Genomic DNA, 18,811 nt, shown 5'->3' on the forward strand with positions numbered 1-18,811 from the left:
GAGGATTTCCATGACGGCCTTCTCGCTGGAGACATTCGGGTTCCCGGAGGTCCATGCCGACGGCCGTCCGATCAAGTTGAACCTGCGCAAGGGTCTTGCGCTGCTGGTCTATCTCGCGGAGGCCAAGGCTGCGGTCGCGCGCGAAATCATTGCCACGGTGCTCTGGCCCGAGACCGATCGGGAGACGGGCCTTGCGCGGTTGCGGCGGCTGCTTCATCGCGTCGAACTCGCGCTCGGCCAGCCGGTGTTCGAGACCGACCGCACCAGCGTGCGCTGGTCTCCGGCGGTCGTGCTCAAGGTCGATGCGCATTCATTCGAGAGTGCCTGCGACCGCGGCGACTTCGACGAAGCCTGCGCGGTTTATCGCGGCGACTTCCTGGCGGGCTTTGCTCTCGACGATGGCCCTGAATTCGACGATTGGGCGTTCTTTCGCCGCGAGGCGCTGAGGGGCCGCCTGATGCACGCGCTGGAGCGTCTGGTGCAGGACAGGAATGCCGCCGGCGACCATTTTGCCGCGGCCGCGCATGCGGGACGCCTGTCTGAACTCGATCCACTCAGCGAGGTCTATGGCCGACATCTGATCCGCAGCCTTCTGCTGGCAGGCGACCGCAGCGCGGCGGAGCGTCATCATGCGGCCCTGACACAGCGGCTGCGGGACGAGCTCGGAATTACGCCGGAAGCCGAGACCGAGGCGCTCATGAGTCCTGCCGCGGCGCCGCAGGACGTTCCGCCGACGCGCTATGTGAAGGGCTCCGGCGTGCATCTGGCCTATCAGACCTACGGAAGTGGTCCGCTCGATATCCTGGTCATGCCCGGCTTCGTGTCGCATGTGGAGCGCGCCTGGGAAAGCCCTGCGAGCCGGACGTTCCTGGCGTCGTTGATGAAGCTTGGACGGCTGATCGTTTTCGATCGCCGCGGGATCGGACTGTCCGACCGGGTCGGATCGGCACCTGGCATCGACGTCACCGCCGAGGACATCGGCACCGTATTGCGGGCGGTGGATTCGCGCCGCGTCGTGCTGTTCGGCGCCTCCGAATGCGGGCCGGCCTGCGTCAAGTTTGCGGTCGACGAACCGCACTGCGTCGCCGGGCTCATCCTGTTTGGCGCATTGGCCAAGGGCTGCTGGTCGCAGGATTATCCGCATGCCCTGCGCGCCAGCCAGTACGATGCGTGGAGCAAGCAACTCATCGCACAATGGGGTGGGCCGGTCGGGATCGAGACCTTTGCGCCGAGTCTGGCCGGTGATCCCCAGGCGCGCGCCTGGTGGGCCGGGCTATTGCGTGCGGCCTCCAGTCCCGGCGGCATCTCGGCCGTGCTCGAAGCCTTTCGCGACGCCGACGTGCGGCATCTCCTGGCGCAGATCGCCGTGCCGACGCTGGTGCTGCACCGGCGCGGCGACCAGGCGGTGCGGATCGCGGCCGGCCGCGACATCGCGAGCCGGATCAGTGGCGCGGAGTTCGTCGAGCTCGACGGCAACGATCATTGGTTCTTCGCAGGCGATCAGCGACCGGTGCGCGAGGCGATCAGGCGATTTACCGAGGCGTTGCCGCGGGAGGGAAAGGCGGGGCGGTAACCAGATTTTGTAGGGTGGGCAAAGAGAAGCGTGCCCACCGTCTTCGAGCGATCGGGATCAGAAGTGGTGGGCACGGCGCTGCGCGCCTTTTGCCTACCCTACGAAACCTACACCGCCTCGAGCTGATCCGCCGCGCGCTTCTTCTTTGCCTTGGATTGACCGAGCAGGGGGCCGGCCGTGAGCGCCGCCGTATCTGCCACGCCGGGATCACGCGAGATCATCGCAGCGACGATCGCGCCATCGATCAAGAGGCCAAGCTGGTGGGCAAGTACCGCGGGTTCGCTCGAGCCGAGCTCGCCGGCGAGCTTCTCGATGTGGCCAAGCACGATCTTCTTGTGCTTCAGCGCGATGTTGCGGAACTGCTTGGCGTCCTTGTCGTGCTCGCCGACCGCGTTGATGAAGGGGCAGCCGTAGAAGCGCTCTTCGGCAAACCAGCTCTTCAGGGCCGGGAAGATGCGCGTGAGTTTCGCCTGTGCATCGCCGCCACCGTCTTCCATGGCAGCGATGAACCATTCGCGCCATTGCTTGCCTTCGCTTTCCAGCACCGCGTTGACGAGATTGGTCTTGGAGCCGAACAGTTTGTAGAGCGTGGTTTTCGCGGTGCCGGCTTCCTCGATGATCGCATCGATGCCGGTGGCGTTGATCCCGTTCTTGCAGAACAGATGTGAGGCGGCGCTGAGCAGGCGCCCGCGCGCGGATTCGTCGTCGCCAGCGCCTGAATGCGGCGCGTTCTTTTTCGACGACACCTTGTTGAGTGAGGGCTTGTTCAGTGAAGGCTTGGCCATGGCTGCAACTTAATCGCAGCCGCGCGGTATCATCAAGCCGCATCTGCTCCGCGCCAAAAAGATTCGCATCGGCGGTCTCATCTGCTTCGCCTTTGAGCAGAGCGCGGCTGATCAATCCGCAGGCAGCCATCGCTAAGCGGCTCCAAGGCCTCGCATTTCGCTTTCAGCCTGCTCTGGCACGCTCCATGCAAGGAAACAGACCGTTCGGTATCCTGCCGCTTTCCACTTCTGCCAGGGAGAAGATGATGACTGCCGTCGTTCAAAAGACAGTACTGACGGGGTGCCTAGCGCCCATCGACAAGAATGGCCTCGAGCAACTGATCGCGAGCGGCAAAGCCAATCCGAAGGTCGTCAAGACCTTGAAGTGCAAGACGGTCGCGGAAGGAAAATTCCGCCATGCCAACTACATCCGCAACCTGCCGCCCTATATCGTCGACGAGCCGCCCGGGCTGCTGGGCGACGACACCGCGCCCAACCCATCGGAAGCCTCGCTCGCCGCGCTCGGCTCATGCCTTGCCGTCGGCCTGCATGCCAACGCCGTGCATCGCGGCTGGATCGTCAACAAGCTCGAGCTCGAGCTCGAAGGCGACCTCAACATCACCGCGGTCTGGGGCACCGGCGATACCTCGGACAAACCGGTCGGCTTCACCGACGTGCGGGTCAAGGTCGACATGGAATGCGAGGGCATCTCACAGGACGAGATCAACGCGCTGGTCGCCCATGTGAAACAATGGTCGCCGGTGGCCAATACCTTCACACGTCCGGTCAATCTCGAGGTCGGCATCTAGCTGACAGCAACCAGGACAAGGTGCGGGAGACGATCATGGGTTCACTGGCTTTATCGCGGGCCGAGGTTTTGGATCAGCCCGCACCGTCCATTGCAGGGGAGGTGGCGCGGATCGCAAGAGAGCAACTCGCGCCCCTCGCGGCCGGCATCGACGACGGCTCGGTCTATCCGGCCGAGGTGTTGCGCAAATTCGGCGAAATCGGCGCCTGGGGCAGTCACGTGCCCCACGAAGGTCCAGCCGATCTGCGCTGCGCGATCCAGGCGATGGCCGCGATCGGCGAGGTCTGCGGCGCCACGGCCTTCATGGCCTGGTGTCAGAACACGCTGGTCTGGTACGCGGCGAATTCCACCAACGTAAGGCTCGCCAAGCGTTTCGGCGATGGCTTCTCGACCGGCCGGGTGCTCGGCGGCACCGGGCTTTCCAACCCGATGAAGAGCTTTTTCGGCATCGAGAAGCTGAAACTTAAGGGGCGCAAGGTCGAAGGCGGCTACATCGTGCGGGGCGCGCTGCCCTGGGTCTCCAATCTCGGCCCCGATCATTATTTCGGCACCATCTTCGAGCGCGAGGATGATCAGGGCATCGCAGGCGGCGAGCCCGGCACTGTCATGTTCCTGGCCGACTGCTCCGATCCCGCGATCACGCTGACGCCGTGCAAGCCGTTCATGGCGATGGACGGCACCGGCACCTATGGCGTGCAGTTTCGCGACGTCTTCGTGCCGGATGAGCTGATCCTGGCCGATCCCGCCGGCCCCTTCGTCAAGAAGATCCGCGCGGGCTTCATCCTGCTGCAGGCCGGCATGGCGCTTGGTCTCATTAAGGATTGCATCAACATCATGGACGAGGTGGATAGCCCGCTCGGCCACATCAACCGCTATCTGCCGCAGCAGCCGGTGCATTTCCGCGATCTCGCCGCCGAGCTCGAAACCGAGACCATGGCGCTGGCGCGCGATCCCTACAACGAGGACGACACCTACTGGCGCAAGGTGATCGCGCTGCGGCTCCGCGCCGGCGACGCCAGCGTCGCGGCGGCGCATGCGGCGATGCTGCATTGTGGCGCACGCGGCTACCTCAAGAGTCACCGCGCGCAGCGACGGCTGCGCGAGGCCTATTTCGTCGCGATCGTCACGCCGGCCACCAAGCAGCTGCGCAAGATGCTCGCCGATTGCTGAGCTTAACCGAGTCCCCCCAAGACCCCAACCTCAACGGAGAGGCTGCCATGACTGACGTTCTGATCACTGCCGTCGAACTTGCCGATCTCTTGAAGCTAGAGCCGTGTGTCGTCATCGACACCCGCAATCCCGACGCCTATGCCGCTGGGCATCTCCCCAACGCCGTCAATGTGCACGAGATATTCACGTTCCTCGCGACCTCGACGCCGGAGGGCATGGCCGAACTGAAGACGAAGTTCGCGGATGCCTTCGGTGCTGCGGGTCTGTCCGGCAAGGAAACGGCCGTGATCTACGAGCAGTCGATGAATTCCGGCTTCGGCCAGTCTTGCCGCGGCTACTACCTGCTCACCATGCTCGGTTATCCCAAGGTGAAGGTGCTGCATGGCGGCTTCGATGCCTGGTCGGCCGCGGGCTTCCCGGTGACGAAGGATGTCCCGATGCCGGCCAAGGCTTCGTTCGCGATCGTGCCCGAGGCGGGTGAGATCCTGATCGATGCCAAGACCATGCTGGCTGCGGTCGGCAAGCCCGGCGTCGCCATTCTCGACGTGCGCGATGTCGACGAGTGGATCGGCGACAGCTCGTCGCCCTACGGCAAGGATTTCTGCCCGCGCAAGGGCCGCATCCCCGGCGCGGTCTGGCTGGAATGGTATCGCATGATGAAGCCGACGGCCGAAGGCCCGCGCTTCAAGTCCAAGGACGAGATTCTGGCGGAATGCGCCACCGTCGGCATCTCGACGACCACGCCGGTCTATCTCTACTGCTTCAAGGGGGCGCGCGCCTCGAACACGTTCCTGGCGCTGAAGAATGCCGGCGTGAAGGACGTGCGGATGTATTTCGGCTCCTGGAACGAATGGTCGCGTGACCCTTCGCTGCCGATCGAGCAGGGGCTGCCGGTGGCTGCCCAGGTAACAGGCAAGGCGGCATAGAACCTGCATGTTTCCAATGGCCCGGCTGCGCAAGCCACAGCCGGGCCACGATGGAATTTTGACCTGACGCGGCGGACAACGGCGTCCGCCGGACGGTGTGACAAAGGGGCGCAGCAGCATGTCCACGTTCGACGATCCGTTTGATGCCGGCCGCAATCTCGGGGCGGGCTGCGTTTGCGGCCAGCACCGTTCGGCTCGCGAGCACGAGCAGGCCACCGCGTTACGCTGTGACCCCGTCGAGAGCGAGGAGAAGCGCTACGAGGGCGTCGTTGCCTCCGCGGTGATGCGCGCGATGTTTCCGCAGGATGCGGCGCGGCGCGCCTTCCTGAAATCGGTCGGCGCGTCCACCGCTCTCGCCGCGCTCTCGCAGTTCTTTCCGCTCAAGACGGCGACCGAGGTGTTTGCGCAAACCGGCACGCCCGAGAAGAAGGACCTCAAGGTCGGCTTCATTCCGATCACCTGCGCTACGCCGATCATCATGGCGGCGCCGCTTGGCTTCTATGCCAAGCACGGCCTCAATGTCGAAGTGGTCAAGACCGCCGGCTGGGCGGTGATCCGCGACAAGACCATCAACAAGGAATACGACGCCGCGCACATGCTGGCGCCGATGCCGATCGCGATCTCGCTCGGCTTGGGCGCGAACGCCATTCCCTTTGCCGTCCCTGCGATCGAGAACATCAACGGACAGGGCATCGTGCTGGCGAGCAAGCACAAGGACAAGCGCGACCCGAAGGACTGGAAGGGGATGAAATTCGCGATTCCCTTCGACTATTCCATGCACAATTACCTGCTGCGCTATTATCTCGCCGAGCACGGTCTCGACCCCGACACCGACGTGCAGCTGCGCTCGGTGCCGCCGCCGGAGATGGTCGCGAATCTGCGCGCCGACAACATCGACGGCTTCCTCGCGCCCGACAATATCTGCCAGCGCGCGATCTATGACGGCGTCGGCTTCATGCATCTGTTGTCGAAGGAGATTTGGGACGGCCATCCCTGCTGCAGCTTCGCCGCCAGCCGCGAGTTCATCACCACCGCGCCGAACAGCTTTGCCGCGCTGACCCGCGCCATCGTCGATGCCACGGCCTACGCGTCAAAGGCGGAGAACCGCAAGCAGATCGCCGAAGCCATCGCGCCGGCGAACTACATCAACGCGCCCGTCACGGTGCTTGAGCAGGTCTTGACCGGCACCTACGCCGACGGCCTCGGCGGCGTGAAGACCGACGCCAAGCGCGTCGATTTCGATCCATTCCCCTGGCAGTCGTTTGCGGTATGGATGCTGACGCAGATGAAGCGCTGGGGCCAGATCAAGGGCGACGTCGACTACAAGGCTGTCGCCGAGCAAGTGTATCTCGCCACCGACACCAAGAAGCTGATGACTGAGATGGGCCTATCGCCGCCTGCGAGCAGCTACAAATCGTTCGCGGTGATGGGCAAGACTTTCGATCCGGCGAAGCCGGAGGATTACGTTGCGAGCTTCAAGATCAGGAAGGCGTCGTGATTATTTCGGCTCTCGTGTCCCGCACGCGGCGCAGCGCGCAGCGGTGCACCGCAGATGCGGGACCCATGTCGCCGCAATGGGTTCCGGTTCTGCAGCGCGTCACTTCATGCCGCGCAGCGCCCGGGACACGGTGGAGGGTGCGATGACATCCTCCCTCCGTCTCCGTGCCGGCCTCGTGTCCATCGTGCTGCTCGCTGCGTTCCTCGGCGTCTGGCATCTGGCCACGCGGTCGACCAGCGCCACGACGACGATGAGCCCCGAATACGCCAAGTTGATGGGCCTGACGGCGACGCAGGGCAAATCGGCGATGCCCGGGCCGCTCGATGTCGGCGCCAAGCTCTGGGAGCATCTGCGGCGTCCGTTTTACGACAACGGGCCGAACGACAAGGGCCTCGGCATCCAGCTCGGCTATTCCATTGCGCGTGTCGGGCTCGGCTATCTGCTCGCGGTGCTTGTCGCCATCCCGCTCGGCTTTCTGATCGGCATGTCGCCGCTGCTCAGCAAGGCGCTCGATCCCTTCATTCAGGTGCTGAAACCGATCTCGCCGCTGGCCTGGATGCCGCTGGCGCTCTACACCATCAAGGATTCCTCGATCTCGGCAATCTTCGTCATCTTCATCTGCTCGATCTGGCCGATGCTGCTCAACACGGTGTTCGGGGTTGCCAGCGTTCGCAAGGAATGGATCAACGTCGCGCGCACGCTCGAGGTCGGCACCGTCAGGCGCGCCTTCACCGTGATCCTTCCCGCGGCGGCGCCGACGATCCTGACCGGCATGCGCATCTCGATCGGCATCGCCTGGCTCGTGATCGTCGCCGCCGAGATGCTCGTCGGCGGTACCGGCATCGGGTATTTCGTCTGGAACGAGTGGAATAACCTCTCGATCACCAACGTCATCATCGCGATCCTGCTGATCGGGATCGTCGGCATGCTGCTCGACCAGATCCTCGCGCGCTTCACGCGCATGGTCACGTTTCCGGAGTAGGGGCATGACCGATAAATTCATCTCCATCGAAGGCATCGCAAAGCGTTATCCCGGCGCCAGCGACGCCACGACCACCATCTTCGAGAACCTGTGGCTCTCGATGGCACGCGGCGAGTTCGCCTGCGTGATCGGGCATTCCGGCTGCGGCAAGACCACCGTGCTCAACATCCTCGCCGGCCTCGATGCGCCGAGCGAGGGCGCCGTCATCGTCGACGGCCAGGCGATTTCGGGCACCAGCCTCGACCGTGCCGTCATCTTCCAGAGCCATGCGCTGCTGCCCTGGCGCACCGTGCTCGGCAACGTCGCCTATGCCGTGAGCTCGAAATGGCGGAGCTGGGACCGCGCCAAGGTGAAGGCGCATGCGCAGACATTCATCGATCTTGTCGGTCTTTCCGGCTCCGAGCACAAGCGGCCGTCAGAGCTGTCCGGCGGCATGAAGCAGCGCGTCGGCATCGCACGTGCGCTCTCGATCACGCCGAAGATGATGCTGATGGACGAGCCGTTCTCGGCGCTGGACGCGCTGACGCGCGGCACGCTGCAGGACGAGGTGCGGCGCATCTGCCTGGAGACCGGGCAGACCGCGTTCATGATCACCCACGACGTGGACGAGGCGATCTACCTCGCCGACAAGATCTTCCTGATGACGAACGGGCCCGGCGCGGTGCTGGCGGAGGTTGTCGAGAACCCGCTGCCCCGGGATCGCGGCCGGACCGATCTGCACCGCCATCCGCTTTATTACGCGCTGCGCAACCATATCATCGATTTCCTGGTGACGCGGAGCAAGGCGTTTACGACCGAGAAGACCGATCATGATTCCCGCAACGTGCCGCTGGTGCAGATCGGCAAGCCGGGGCTGACGATCGCGGCGGGCAATGATGAGCCTCGACAGACGTGGATCCCCGGAACCAGTCCCGGATTAAGTGCCTAACCAAGGAGACATCCAGATGAAACGCGAAGACCTCACCGAGAAGCTGCTCGACATCAAGCGCGAGAAGGGATGGAGCTGGAAGCACATCTGCGAAAAGATCGGCGGCTATTCGGAGGTGCTCATCGTCGGCGCCATTCTCGGCCAGATGAAATTGACGAAGCCGCAGGCTGCCAATGCCGGCGAGCTGTTCGGCCTGTCGAAGGCGGAGACGGCTATGCTGAACGAGGTGCCGATGCGCGGCACCGGCACGCCGATGCCGCCGACCGATCCCCTGATCTATCGCTTCTACGAAATGGTGATGGTGAACGGTCCGGCCTGGAAGGCGTTGATCGAAGAAGAATTCGGCGACGGCATCATGTCGGCGATCGACTTCGACATGGCCATGGAACGCGTCGCCAACCCGAAGGGCGACCGCGTCAAGATCACGATGAGCGGCAAATTCCTACCTTACAAATATTACGGCGCCAGCGGCAACGTGCCGGAATACGGCTTCAAGGAGGAGTGACTTACCCAACCGTCATTCCGGGGCGGTCCGCAGGACCGAACCCGGAATCTCGAAATTCCCGGGCCGCGCTCGCGCGCGTCCCGAAATGACACTTCGTGTTATTTCCCCGCCTTCACCTCGGCGGCCGCGACCGCAAGCAGTTCGCTCATCTTGGCGCGAATCGCCTGCTCGGTGACGGCGACGTTCTTGGCGGCGAAATCGGTCGTGATCTTGCGCAGGACGTCGGCATCGCCGGCCTCCTCGAAATCGCTAGCGACAACTTCCTTGGCGTAGGCGGTAGCGGCATCCCCTGACATGCCCAGCTTTTCGGCGGCCCACAGCCCGAGCAGCCGGTTGCGGCGGGCCTCCGCCTTGAATTTCTGCTCCTCGTCGAGGGCGAACTTCTTCTCAAAACCTTCCTGGCGCTTGTCGAACTGGCTCATACCTTGTTCCAAATCCCCTGCTGAATGGAGCGGGAGCCTTCCGTTGCGGCGACCCGACTGCATGCCTACATAGATAGCACGAATCGGCAAAACAACGGGCCGTTAAGCCGCAGGCAAGATGGTATAAGTTGTTGCAGAACGGCCGGATCGATTGTGCTCAGTCAGCCAATCGGATAGGTTGCCGGAAGGCTTGGTTCCCGTTCGGTTTCCAAGGGTCATAGACGGGTTCCCAGCCGTTCACGGCAGCTCCGCTGTGGGTCGTAATCCTGGTAACCGGAGCACACCAAATACATGGATTTCAACAAAACACGGTACATCCCCATGAGCCGTCGGCGTCGCATTTATGAAGGTAAGGCAAAGGTCCTGTATGAAGGCCCGGAGCCCGGTACCCTGATCCAGCACTTCAAGGACGACGCGACCGCTTTCAATGCGAAAAAGCATCAGGTGATCGAGGGCAAGGGTGTCCTCAACAACCGGATCTCGGAGTACCTGTTTCAGCACCTCAACGACATCGGGGTGCCGACCCATTTCATTCGCCGACTCAACATGCGCGAGCAGTTGATTCGTGAGGTCGAGATCGTGCCACTGGAAGTGGTGGTGCGGAACGTCGCCGCCGGCTCGCTGTCGCAGCGCCTCGGGATCGAGGAGGGCACCCAGTTGCCCCGTTCGATCATCGAATTCTATTACAAGAACGACCAGCTCAACGACCCCATGGTGTCGGAAGAGCACATCACCGCCTTCGGCTGGGCGACGCCGCAGGAGATCGACGACATCATGGCGCTCGCCATCCGTGTCAACGACTTCCTCACCGGCCTTTTCCTCGGCATCGGCATCCGCCTCGTCGACTTCAAGATGGAGTGCGGCCGGCTGTTCGAGAACGAGATGATGCGCATCATCGTCGCCGACGAGATCTCGCCGGACAGCTGCCGTCTGTGGGACATCAAGTCGAACGAGAAGCTCGACAAGGATCGTTTCCGCAGGGATCTCGGCGGGCTCCTGGAGGCCTATACCGAAGTTGCAAAGCGCCTCGGCATCCTCATGGAAAACGAGCGTCCGCAGGGCTCCGGCCCGGTGCTGGTGAAGAGCTAGAAGGGGATTTGGACGTGAAGGCACGTGTCACCGTTACGTTGAAGACGGGCATCCTCGATCCGCAAGGAAAGGCCATCGAGGGCGCGCTGAAGTCGCTCGGCGTCGACGGCGTCGCCAGCGTCCGTCAGGGCAAGGTGTTCGACATCGAGCTCGCCGGCGCCGACAAGGTCAAGGCGGAGGCGGCGTTGAAGGACGCCGCCGACAAGCTGCTGGCGAACACCGTGATCGAAAACTACCGGGTGGAGCTGATCGGCTAGGCCTGCCCTCGTAGCCCGGATGGAAATCCGGGTCTATTTACGTCGAGGCTGTCCCGGATTGCGCTTCGCTCCATCCGGGCTACGAATGCTGAGTGAGCGCTTTCGCGCTCACAGCCAGCCGACGCTGCGAAATCGCCAGTAAAGCGCCGTGCAGGCGGTCAGCATCACGCCAAGCAACAGGTAATAGCCGTAGTCCCATTCCAGCTCCGGCATGTGCTTGAAGTTCATGCCGTAGATGCCGGCCAGCGCGGTCGGGATCGCGATGATCGCGAGCCACGAGGCGAGCTTCTTGGACACCGCGGTCTCCTGCGCCTGGCCGACCAGAAGGCTGGCCTCGAAGGCGAAGGCCAGCACCTCGCGCATGGAATCGATGCGCTCCTGGATGTTGCGGACGTGGTCGGTGACGTCGCGGAACAGCGGCTGCATGGCCTGCCGGACCATCGACAGCTCGTCGTGCTCCAGCCGGCGGCAGACCTCCACCAGCGGCCCGATCGCGTTGCGCAGCCGCAGCAGATCACGGCGCAGCATGTAGAGGCGCTCGATCTGCGTCTTGCTGATCGGCTTGGACAGCACGTCGTCCTCGATGCCCTCGACCTCGTCGTGAATGCTCTCCAGCACGGGCGAGTAATTGTCGACGATGAAATCGAGGATCGCATAGAGGATGTAATCCTCGCCGCGGGCGAGCGCCCGCGGGCAGCTTTCGCAGCGTTCACGCACGGGCGTGTAGGATGTCGAGGCGCCGTGGCGCACCGAGACCAGATAACCTTCGCCGACGAAGATGTGCGTTTCGCCGAAGACAATGCGGCCCTCAAGCAATTGCGCCGTCCGCGCCACGATGAACAGGGCTTCGCCATATTGCTCGATCTTGGGGCGCTGATGTGCGTGGTTGGCGTCCTCGATTGCGAGCTCGTGCAGGTCGAATTGCTTCTGCACCGCGCCGAGCAGCGCCATGTCGGGTTCGTGCAGGCCGATCCAGACCACGTGGCCGGGCTTCGCCCGCCAGCTCGAGGCCTCGCTGATGGCGATATTGGCGACGCGCCGGCCATCGACATAGGCGCCGGCCGCGACGACGCCCTCGACAGACACCGGCTCGGAGGGGGATGTGGGCAGCGACGGGACGTTCATGGCTTCAATCCCGGGCAAGATCGTCGGGCAGAAGTGCCTCGGCTATGGCCTGTGTACAAGGCCGTCCGGCAAGGCTAGCACTGGTAAAATCCCCGTCAAATGGCTATGTCTCTTCACGAATTGGCCCTTTGGCCAGCCCGAATCCCAGTGCCGTCGGAACCTCTGCCATGAAAGCCGCCATCCTCGTCTTTCCCGGAATCAACCGCGAGCGCGACATGGCGCGGGCGCTGAGGCTGATCTCCGGGAGCGAGCCGGCGATGGTCTGGCACGCCGAGACGGCGCTACCTGCGGGCACGGATCTCGTGGTGGTGCCAGGCGGCTTCTCCTACGGCGACTATCTGCGCTGCGGCGCCATCGCGGCACGCGCGCCGGTGATGGACGCGGTGCGCGACTACGCGTCCAAGGGCGGCCTCGTGCTGGGCGTTTGCAACGGTTTTCAGATCCTCTGCGAGTCCGGGCTCCTGCCGGGCGTGTTGATGCGCAATGCGCGGCTGAAATTCATCTGTCACGACGTGCATCTGCGCGTCGAGCGGTCCGACACGCCGTTCACCCGCGGCTACAATGCCGGCCAGGTGATCCGCGTGCCGGTGGCCCACGGCGAGGGCAATTACGAGGCGGATGAGGAGACCATCAAGCGGCTCGAAGGCGAGGGGCGGGTGCTCTATCGCTATTGCTCCGCGGACGGCGTGGTCGACGAGGCCCATAACATCAACGGCGCAGCACATTCGATCGCCGGCATCGTCAACGACGGGGGCAACGTGCTCGGCATGATGCCGCATCCGGAAAACCACGTCGAAGACATCATGGGCTGCACCGACGGCCGTGGCCTTTTCGCGGGCCTGACCGCGCATCTGGAAAAAGCCGCGTGATTGCGTTCGGGCTGAGGCGGTCGCTCGCCGCGATCGCGGCGCTGTCGTTCGCGTCATTTTCGCTCGCGACCGCCGCGTCCGCGCAGGATTTCCCCAAGCGTCCTGTCACCATGATCGTGCCGTTCGCGGCTGGTGGCACCTCGGACGTGATCGCGCGCGCGGTGGCCGAGCAGATGGGCATCGCGCTCGGACAGACAATCGTTATCGAGAACGTTGCGGGGGCCGGCGGCTCGACCGCGCTGGCACGCGCCTCCCGCGCCGAGCCTGACGGCTACACCATCGCGATCGGCAATGCCGGCACCAATGCCGCGACCTACACGATCTATCCAAAACTGCCGTTCACGCCTGAGTCCTTCTTGCCGATCGCCATGGTGGCGAAGACGTTCGGCATCATCGCGCTGCGCAAGGACTTTCCGGCGAAGGACCTGAAAGAATTCATCGCCTACGCCAAGGCCAATCCCGGCAAGATCAATCTCGGCCATGCCGGCGTCGGCTCCTCGAACTATCTGATCTGCAAGAGCTTCGTCACCGCCGCCGGGATCGACGCGACGCTGGTCGGCTATCGCGGCGCTGCGCCTGCGCTGACCGATGCCGTCGGCAGCCAGATCGACGGCGTCTGCGATGCGGCAGCCTCGGTCTCGCAGTCGATCAACGAGAAGCTGGTGAAGGGGCTCGTGGTCGGCTCGACGGTGCGGCTCGCCACGCTGCCGGACCTGCCGACCTCGGCGGAGGCGGGCCTGCCCGAATTCGAGGCACAGGGCTGGAACGGCCTGTTCGCCCCGAAGGGTACGCCGCCCGCCGTGATCGCCAAGCTGAACGCCGCCGCGCGCACCGCCGTCGAAACCGACGCGGTCAAGAAGCGCTTTGCCGATCTTTCGACAGTCGCCCCCGATGCCGACGAGCATGCGCCCGAAGTACTGCAAAAGCTGGTGACGCGCGACGTCGAGAAATACCGGAAGATGCTGGCGGACGACGCCAAGTGACTGTCGGGCCGCACCGCGGCTCCCTGCCTTCGTGAACCTCCATCGAGATCGAAGCGACTGACTGGTCGTCGCCGTCAAGGCGCGTGCGCTCCGGGTGCCGATTCTGTGCAGAGACGAACAACTCAAAGTTGTTTCGGCGCGATAGTTGTTGTATCCGGAATGCCTGCGCCTCATCGTGCTCCGGATGTCACATGCCCGTTGCTCTCGTCGTTCTGTTGCTCGATCTCACGCTGATCTATCACGCTTCGCGAACCGGGCGGCTGCGGCCGTGGGCCTTCATCATCCTGCTGGTGCCGATGATGGGCGCGATTGCCTATATCGCGGTCGAGCTCGTGCCGGAGTGGTTCTCCAGCCCCGGCGCGCGTCAGGCGCGCCAGCGCGTTGCCAACCGGCTTGATCCCGAAAAGCGCTATCGTGAGCTGTCCGATCGCCTGGCCGGCACCGACACCATCGCCAACCGTGCGGCACTGGCGGATGAGTGTGCAAATGTCGGCCGTTTCAGCGAAGCGGAAGCGCACTACGATCACATTCTGAAGCTGCCCATGGGCCACGATCCCGCTTATGCGCTTCGCAAGGCCCAGGCGGAGTTCTCCGCCAGGCGGCCCGCTGACGCGCTCGCGACCCTGGACGATCTGCAGAAGCAAGGCCGGACTTCGATTCCGCCGACGCACATCTTCTCTATGCCCGCGCGCTCGCCGAGGTCGGACGTCTCGACGAGGCGCTGGAGGAATATCACGCGCTCTCCGGCTATTTCCCAGGCGCCGAGGCGCGGGTGCGCTACGGCATGCTGCTGCAGACGGTCGGCCGCAGCGCCGAGGCACGCATGGTCTTCAACGAACTCCTGATCCAGATGCGGCGCGCGCCGAAATATCTGCGCAAGGCGCAGGCGGAGTGGCTGTCAATCGCGGAGAAGCAACTGTCAGCTTGAACTAGCGCCACTTCAGCCGCTCCGCCGGCACCGTCATGGCCGCAACACCGGCCATAACCAGCAGCAGGCCGAGTGCGAGGTTGGACGGTACGCTCTCGCCGAGCAGCACCACGGAGAGGCCGACGCCGATCGGGATGCGCAGGTAGCCTTGCGCGTTGGTGGTCAGCGTCCCGAGGCGGCCGAGGCAGACGTAGAACAGCATCAGGCCCAGCGCGCTGGAGACGATGCCCATGACGATGGTGGCGACAATGGCCTCCGGCGTCGGCTGCAGCGTCCAGGGCTGGTCGATGATCAGCGACGGAGGCAGCAGGAGGAGACCGCCGAACAGCAGCGAGCCGGCCGCCACCACCATCGGGTCGTATTCGGAGAGGCGAAGGCCGAAGATGGTCGCACAGGCAAAGGAGATGGTCGCGAGCAGGATCGCGATCTCCGCCACGATCTCACTGCCGAAGCCGCGCAGCGCGTCGAGGCCGACGATGACGATGGTCCCGGCAAGGCCGAGGATCGCGCCAGCCAGTTTCAACAGCGTTGCCGGCTCGTGCCGGGTGATCAGCGACGTGATCAGGAAGGCGAAGATCGGTGTCGTGGACGCCAGCACCACGGTGTTCGACGCCGGCACGTATTGCTGCGACCAGGTGATGATGAGGAACGGGACCGTCGAGTTGATCAATTGCTGGGTCGCGAACAGCTTCCAGGCCTTCGCGTCGGTCGGGACCTTGATGCCGCGCATCCACAGGATCGCGAAAAGGAAGGCGGCTGCGATCAGCGAGCGTGCCGAGATGAAGGTGACAGGCGGGATGGTGGGAAGCGCGAGCTTGGCGAGCGGATAGGTCGAGCTCCAGCAGCAGGCGAGCGCCAGCAGCAATGCATAGTCGCGCCAGTTGCGGGCGCCGGTTGCGGCCATGGACGGCCGCGGCGTTGCTGCGGCCGCCGTCGCGCGACGCGCCTCCGATGTGCTCTGCGGCACCTTGTTCCTGCTCCCCGGCGCGACAGCGCTTGCCGGGAAGTCTGGGCGAGGGCGCGCGAAAAGGGAAGCCGCCGAGCTATGCGTTTGGCTGAGGGAGCGCCTTCCCCTTCATCCGCTTGATCGTGCCGGAAAAGGTCAGCAGCACCCGCTCGCCCGACGTCATCTTGCCGCGCAGGAAGATCAGCGAGCCGCCGGCGCGGGTGACCTCGCCGGTGCACTCGATCAACTCCCCCTCGCGTGCCGCGTCGAGGAATTCGCAGGCGAAATTGGTCGTCACCGCCCGGCTGTCCAGGACGTGGGTGGCAATTGCAAACAGGGAGTAGTCGGCAAAGGCCATGTAGCAGCCGCCATGGACGTTCCCGGAGCCGTTGAGGTGCTTCTTCTCGACCCGGAAGGCGCTGCGGACGCTGCCGTCTGCCTCGATGAGGTGCCAGAAGGGGCCGACATGGGCTTCAAAACTGTCGCGAATCCAGGTCCTCCAGCCCAGAAATTCGCCCTCGGTGGCGATGTGGAGGTCGGGGCGGCGGGGCGGGGGCGTTTTGGTCAATTCGTGCAAGGAAATGGGCCTTCAATTGCGGGTCTTGAGCCCTTAAATCCGATCCGTCCGCGCCGTGCAATTCCTGTTCCCGCCGGCCCCGCCTGCAAAACGTGGGACAGCGGGAAAATGCGCCATAAAGGGCTTTTCGCGAGCCCCGGATGTTCCTAAGAACGGCCCAGCCGCCGCCGAAAGCCTGGAATCCATGAAGAACCAACCCAAGATCACCCCCGAACTGGTTGCCGCCCACGGGCTCAAGCCCGACGAATACGAGCGCATCCTGAAGCTGATCGGGCGGGAGCCGACCTTCACCGAGCTCGGCATCTTCTCGGCGATGTGGAACGAGCACTGCTCGTACAAATCCTCGCGCATCCATCTCAAGGGCCTGCCGACCAAGGCGCCCTGGGTGATCCAGGGCCCCGGCGAGAATGCCGGCGTGATCGACATCGGCGACGGCCAGGCCGTGGTCTTCAAGATGGAAAGCCACAACCACCCGAGCTACATCGAGCCTTACCAAGGCGCGACGACGGGCGTCGGCGGCATCCTGCGCGACGTCTTTACCATGGGTGCGCGGCCGATCGCCTGTCTCAATGCGCTCAGCTTCGGCGCGCCCGAGCATGCCAGGACCCGGCATCTCGTCTCCGGCGTCGTCGCCGGCGTCGGCGGCTACGGTAATTCCTTCGGCGTGCCGACGGTCGGCGGCCAGGTGCGTTTCCACACCCGCTATGACGGCAACATCCTCGTCAACGCGATGGCTGTCGGCCTCGCCGACACCGACAAGATTTTCTATGCGGCGGCCTCCGGCGTGAACATGCCGATCGTCTATCTCGGCTCCAAGACGGGCCGCGATGGCATTCACGGCGCCTCGATGGCCTCGGCCGAATTCGACGACAAGTCCGAGGAGAAGCGCCCGACCGTGCAGGTCGGCGATCCCTTCGCCGAGAAGCTGCTGCTGGAAGCCTGCCTCGAGATCATGGAGAAGGGCTGCGTCATCGCGATCCAGGACATGGGCGCAGCGGGGCTCACATGCTCGGCGGTCGAGATGGGCGCCAAGGGCGACCTCGGTGTCGACCTCGATCTCGACGCGGTGCCCACCCGCGAAACCGGCATGAGCGCCTACGAAATGATGCTCTCGGAAAGCCAGGAGCGCATGCTCATGGTGCTCAAGCCCGAGAAGGAAAAGGAAGCCGAGGCGATCTTCAGGAAGTGGGGGCTCGACTTCGCGGTGGTCGGCTACACCACGCCGAGCAAGCGCTTCGTGGTCAAGCATGGCGGTGACGTCATGGCCGATCTGCCGATCAAGGAGCTCGGCGACGAGGCGCCGCTGTACGATCGTCCGCACGTGGCCTCCGCCGCGCTGCCGGTCGTGCATGCGCGCGAGGTGCCGGCGCCGATGGGCGTAGGTCACGCGCTGGAGAAGCTGATCGGCACGCCCGACATGTGCAGCAAGCGCTGGGTCTGGGAGCAGTACGACCACGTCATCCTCGGCAACACCATGCAGCGTCCCGGCGGCGATGCCGCCGTGGTGCGCGTCGAGGACGGGCCAAAGGGCCTGGCGCTCACCGTCGACGTCACGCCCCGCTATTGCGAGGCCGATCCCTATCAGGGCGGCATGCAGGCGGTGGCGGAAGCCTGGCGCAACATTACGGCGGTCGGCGGCAAGCCGCTCGCGATCACCGACAATCTGAATTTCGGCAACCCCGAAAGGCCCGAGATCATGGGCCAGTTCGTCGGCTGCCTGAAGGGCATCTCGGAAGCCTGCCGCACGCTGGACTTTCCGGTCGTCTCCGGCAACGTCTCGCTCTACAACGAGACCAACGGCCGCGCGATCCTTCCCACGCCCTCGATCGGCGGCGTCGGACTGCTCGACGACTTCACCAAGTCGGCGTCGCTGGCCTTCAAGGCCGAGGGTGAGGCCATCCTCTTGGTCGGCGATACCCATGGCTGGCTCGGTCAGTCGGTCTATCTGCGCGAAATCTGCGGCCGCGAAGAGGGCGCCCCGCCGCCGGTCGATCTCGCCGCCGAAAAGCGCAACGGCGATTGCGTCCGCGGCATGATCCATGCGGGCACCGCGACCGCCGTGCACGACTTGTCCGACGGCGGCCTGCTGATCGCGCTGGCCGAGATGGCGATGGCAGGCGGTATCGGCGCCAAGCTCCTGGCAGCCCCGACTTCGCTGATCTCGCAGGCCTATTGGTTCGGCGAGGACCAGGCGCGCTATCTCGTCACCGTGCCGGAAACCGAAGCCGGCCGCGTGCTCGCCAAGATGCGCGGCTGCGAGGTGCCCTGCGTGCGGATCGGCACCACCGGCGGCGATGCGATCGCCATCGCGGGTGAAGCGCCTGTCACGATCGATGCGCTGCGGACGTCGCACGAGCGCTGGCTGCCGGACTACATGGGCGGGAAGGCGGCCTGAGGCGGGGCCCCATACTCCGTCATTGCGAGGAGCTAAGCGACGAAGCAATCCAGACTGTCTCCGCGG

18 protein-coding genes and 1 pseudogene are annotated in these 18,811 nt (G+C 64.4%); 14 read left to right on the plus strand and 5 right to left on the minus strand.

The features are described from left to right. The first annotated feature begins 10 nt into the window (after nucleotides 1-10). Nucleotides 11-1,573, plus strand: coding sequence for a bifunctional AfsR/SARP family transcriptional regulator/alpha/beta hydrolase (locus C7G42_RS26280; protein ID WP_106951839.1), 1,563 nt, complete (start codon nucleotides 11-13; stop codon nucleotides 1,571-1,573). A 107-nt stretch (nucleotides 1,574-1,680) separates the two neighbouring features. On the opposite strand, the gene C7G42_RS26285 is transcribed toward C7G42_RS26280, so the two are convergent. Further along, nucleotides 1,681-2,358, minus strand: coding sequence for a TetR/AcrR family transcriptional regulator (locus C7G42_RS26285; RefSeq protein WP_106951840.1), 678 nt, complete (start codon nucleotides 2,356-2,358; stop codon nucleotides 1,681-1,683). A 245-nt stretch (nucleotides 2,359-2,603) separates the two neighbouring features. On the opposite strand from C7G42_RS26285, the gene C7G42_RS26290 reads away from it, so the two are divergent. The 7 genes from C7G42_RS26290 (at nucleotide 2,604) to cynS (ending at nucleotide 9,154) form a co-directional block, all read left to right on the plus strand. Further along, entirely contained in the window at nucleotides 2,604-3,146 is a 543-nt protein-coding gene (locus tag C7G42_RS26290) for an OsmC family protein (protein WP_094972527.1), read from the plus strand. A 35-nt stretch (nucleotides 3,147-3,181) separates the two neighbouring features. Beyond that, nucleotides 3,182-4,315 carry an acyl-CoA dehydrogenase family protein gene (locus tag C7G42_RS26295; RefSeq protein WP_199581154.1) on the plus strand — a complete coding sequence of 378 codons (1,134 nt, stop codon included), beginning with the start codon at nucleotides 3,182-3,184 and terminating at the stop codon, nucleotides 4,313-4,315. 47 nt (nucleotides 4,316-4,362) lie between these two features. Then, on the plus strand, nucleotides 4,363-5,241 hold the full coding sequence (locus C7G42_RS26300) for a sulfurtransferase (protein ID WP_106951842.1): 879 nt from the start codon (nucleotides 4,363-4,365) through the stop codon (nucleotides 5,239-5,241). A 118-nt stretch (nucleotides 5,242-5,359) separates the two neighbouring features. Then, on the plus strand, nucleotides 5,360-6,739 hold the full coding sequence (locus C7G42_RS26305; protein WP_106951843.1) for a CmpA/NrtA family ABC transporter substrate-binding protein: 1,380 nt from the start codon (nucleotides 5,360-5,362) through the stop codon (nucleotides 6,737-6,739). A gap of 142 nt (nucleotides 6,740-6,881) precedes the next feature. After that, nucleotides 6,882-7,721 (plus strand): nitrate ABC transporter permease, encoded by an 840-nt coding sequence (gene ntrB / locus C7G42_RS26310; protein ID WP_106952027.1) that lies wholly within the window; start codon nucleotides 6,882-6,884, stop codon nucleotides 7,719-7,721. 4 nt (nucleotides 7,722-7,725) lie between these two features. After that, complete coding sequence (locus C7G42_RS26315) at nucleotides 7,726-8,649, plus strand: ABC transporter ATP-binding protein (protein ID WP_106951844.1); 924 nt, start codon at nucleotides 7,726-7,728, stop codon at nucleotides 8,647-8,649. A 16-nt stretch (nucleotides 8,650-8,665) separates the two neighbouring features. Further along, the gene (cynS, locus tag C7G42_RS26320) at nucleotides 8,666-9,154 is read left to right on the plus strand and encodes a cyanase (protein ID WP_106951845.1); all 489 of its coding nucleotides are present in this window, start codon (nucleotides 8,666-8,668) and stop codon (nucleotides 9,152-9,154) included. A 98-nt stretch (nucleotides 9,155-9,252) separates the two neighbouring features. On the opposite strand, the gene C7G42_RS26325 is transcribed toward cynS, so the two are convergent. Next, nucleotides 9,253-9,576, minus strand: a complete 324-nt coding sequence (locus C7G42_RS26325) for a DUF1476 domain-containing protein (protein ID WP_106951846.1) — start codon at nucleotides 9,574-9,576, stop codon at nucleotides 9,253-9,255. Nucleotides 9,577-9,897: 321 nt separating this feature from the next. Between C7G42_RS26325 and purC the strand changes: the two genes are divergently transcribed. Both purC and purS read left to right on the plus strand, forming a co-directional pair. Then, the gene (gene purC, locus C7G42_RS26330) at nucleotides 9,898-10,665 is read left to right on the plus strand and encodes a phosphoribosylaminoimidazolesuccinocarboxamide synthase (RefSeq protein ID WP_173015815.1); all 768 of its coding nucleotides are present in this window, start codon (nucleotides 9,898-9,900) and stop codon (nucleotides 10,663-10,665) included. A gap of 14 nt (nucleotides 10,666-10,679) precedes the next feature. Continuing rightward, complete coding sequence (gene purS, locus C7G42_RS26335) at nucleotides 10,680-10,922, plus strand: phosphoribosylformylglycinamidine synthase subunit PurS (RefSeq protein ID WP_106951847.1); 243 nt, start codon at nucleotides 10,680-10,682, stop codon at nucleotides 10,920-10,922. Nucleotides 10,923-11,030: 108 nt separating this feature from the next. Here the strand turns inward: purS and C7G42_RS26340 are convergent, their stop codons facing one another. After that, nucleotides 11,031-12,047: a magnesium and cobalt transport protein CorA gene (locus tag C7G42_RS26340; RefSeq protein WP_106951848.1), complete on the minus strand. Its 1,017-nt coding sequence runs from the start codon at nucleotides 12,045-12,047 to the stop codon at nucleotides 11,031-11,033. 167 nt (nucleotides 12,048-12,214) lie between these two features. Here C7G42_RS26340 and purQ point away from each other — a divergent pair, with 167 nt between their 5' ends. The 3 genes and pseudogenes from purQ (at nucleotide 12,215) to C7G42_RS26355 (ending at nucleotide 14,827) form a co-directional block, all read left to right on the plus strand. After that, entirely contained in the window at nucleotides 12,215-12,916 is a 702-nt protein-coding gene (purQ, locus tag C7G42_RS26345) for a phosphoribosylformylglycinamidine synthase subunit PurQ (RefSeq protein WP_106951849.1), read from the plus strand. Continuing rightward, nucleotides 12,913-13,899, plus strand: a complete 987-nt coding sequence (locus C7G42_RS26350; RefSeq protein WP_106951850.1) for a tripartite tricarboxylate transporter substrate binding protein BugD — start codon at nucleotides 12,913-12,915, stop codon at nucleotides 13,897-13,899. Before purQ ends, C7G42_RS26350 begins: the two co-directional genes overlap by 4 nt. Nucleotides 13,900-14,090: 191 nt before the next feature. After that, nucleotides 14,091-14,827 (plus strand): annotated as a pseudogene (locus C7G42_RS26355) (tetratricopeptide repeat protein). Nucleotide 14,828: 1 nt separating this feature from the next. On the opposite strand, the gene C7G42_RS26360 reads toward C7G42_RS26355, so the two are convergent. Together C7G42_RS26360 and C7G42_RS26365 are read right to left on the minus strand one after the other, a co-directional pair. Beyond that, nucleotides 14,829-15,794: a DMT family transporter gene (locus C7G42_RS26360; protein WP_106951851.1), complete on the minus strand. Its 966-nt coding sequence runs from the start codon at nucleotides 15,792-15,794 to the stop codon at nucleotides 14,829-14,831. 76 nt (nucleotides 15,795-15,870) lie between these two features. Further along, nucleotides 15,871-16,350 carry a PaaI family thioesterase gene (locus C7G42_RS26365; RefSeq protein WP_199581155.1) on the minus strand — a complete coding sequence of 160 codons (480 nt, stop codon included), beginning with the start codon at nucleotides 16,348-16,350 and terminating at the stop codon, nucleotides 15,871-15,873. A gap of 184 nt (nucleotides 16,351-16,534) precedes the next feature. Between C7G42_RS26365 and purL the strand changes: the two genes are divergently transcribed. Next, nucleotides 16,535-18,745 (plus strand): phosphoribosylformylglycinamidine synthase subunit PurL, encoded by a 2,211-nt coding sequence (gene purL / locus C7G42_RS26370; protein ID WP_106951852.1) that lies wholly within the window; start codon nucleotides 16,535-16,537, stop codon nucleotides 18,743-18,745. Nucleotides 18,746-18,811 lie beyond the last annotated feature (66 nt).

The sequence above is a fragment of the Bradyrhizobium sp. MOS003 genome (assembly GCF_003020125.1).
Classification (GTDB): domain Bacteria; phylum Pseudomonadota; class Alphaproteobacteria; order Rhizobiales; family Xanthobacteraceae; genus Bradyrhizobium.

What these genes read in the sequence shown, in the direction of transcription:
- purQ (WP_106951849.1), top strand. Translation starts at nt 12,215, where the DNA reads ATGAAAGCCGCCATCCTCGTCTTTCCCGGAATCAACCGCGAGCGCGAC.
- ntrB (WP_106952027.1), top strand. Translation starts at nt 6,882, where the DNA reads ATGACATCCTCCCTCCGTCTCCGTGCCGGCCTCGTGTCCATCGTGCTG.
- purL (WP_106951852.1), top strand. Translation starts at nt 16,535, where the DNA reads ATGAAGAACCAACCCAAGATCACCCCCGAACTGGTTGCCGCCCACGGG.
- C7G42_RS26305 (WP_106951843.1), top strand. Translation starts at nt 5,360, where the DNA reads ATGTCCACGTTCGACGATCCGTTTGATGCCGGCCGCAATCTCGGGGCG.
- C7G42_RS26295 (WP_199581154.1), top strand. Translation starts at nt 3,182, where the DNA reads ATGGGTTCACTGGCTTTATCGCGGGCCGAGGTTTTGGATCAGCCCGCA.
- C7G42_RS26340 (WP_106951848.1), bottom strand. Translation starts at nt 12,047, where the DNA reads ATGAACGTCCCGTCGCTGCCCACATCCCCCTCCGAGCCGGTGTCTGTC.
- purC (WP_173015815.1), top strand. Translation starts at nt 9,898, where the DNA reads ATGAGCCGTCGGCGTCGCATTTATGAAGGTAAGGCAAAGGTCCTGTAT.
- C7G42_RS26325 (WP_106951846.1), bottom strand. Translation starts at nt 9,576, where the DNA reads ATGAGCCAGTTCGACAAGCGCCAGGAAGGTTTTGAGAAGAAGTTCGCC.
- cynS (WP_106951845.1), top strand. Translation starts at nt 8,666, where the DNA reads ATGAAACGCGAAGACCTCACCGAGAAGCTGCTCGACATCAAGCGCGAG.
- C7G42_RS26315 (WP_106951844.1), top strand. Translation starts at nt 7,726, where the DNA reads ATGACCGATAAATTCATCTCCATCGAAGGCATCGCAAAGCGTTATCCC.
- C7G42_RS26280 (WP_106951839.1), top strand. Translation starts at nt 11, where the DNA reads ATGACGGCCTTCTCGCTGGAGACATTCGGGTTCCCGGAGGTCCATGCC.
- C7G42_RS26290 (WP_094972527.1), top strand. Translation starts at nt 2,604, where the DNA reads ATGACTGCCGTCGTTCAAAAGACAGTACTGACGGGGTGCCTAGCGCCC.
- C7G42_RS26300 (WP_106951842.1), top strand. Translation starts at nt 4,363, where the DNA reads ATGACTGACGTTCTGATCACTGCCGTCGAACTTGCCGATCTCTTGAAG.
- C7G42_RS26285 (WP_106951840.1), bottom strand. Translation starts at nt 2,358, where the DNA reads ATGGCCAAGCCTTCACTGAACAAGCCCTCACTCAACAAGGTGTCGTCG.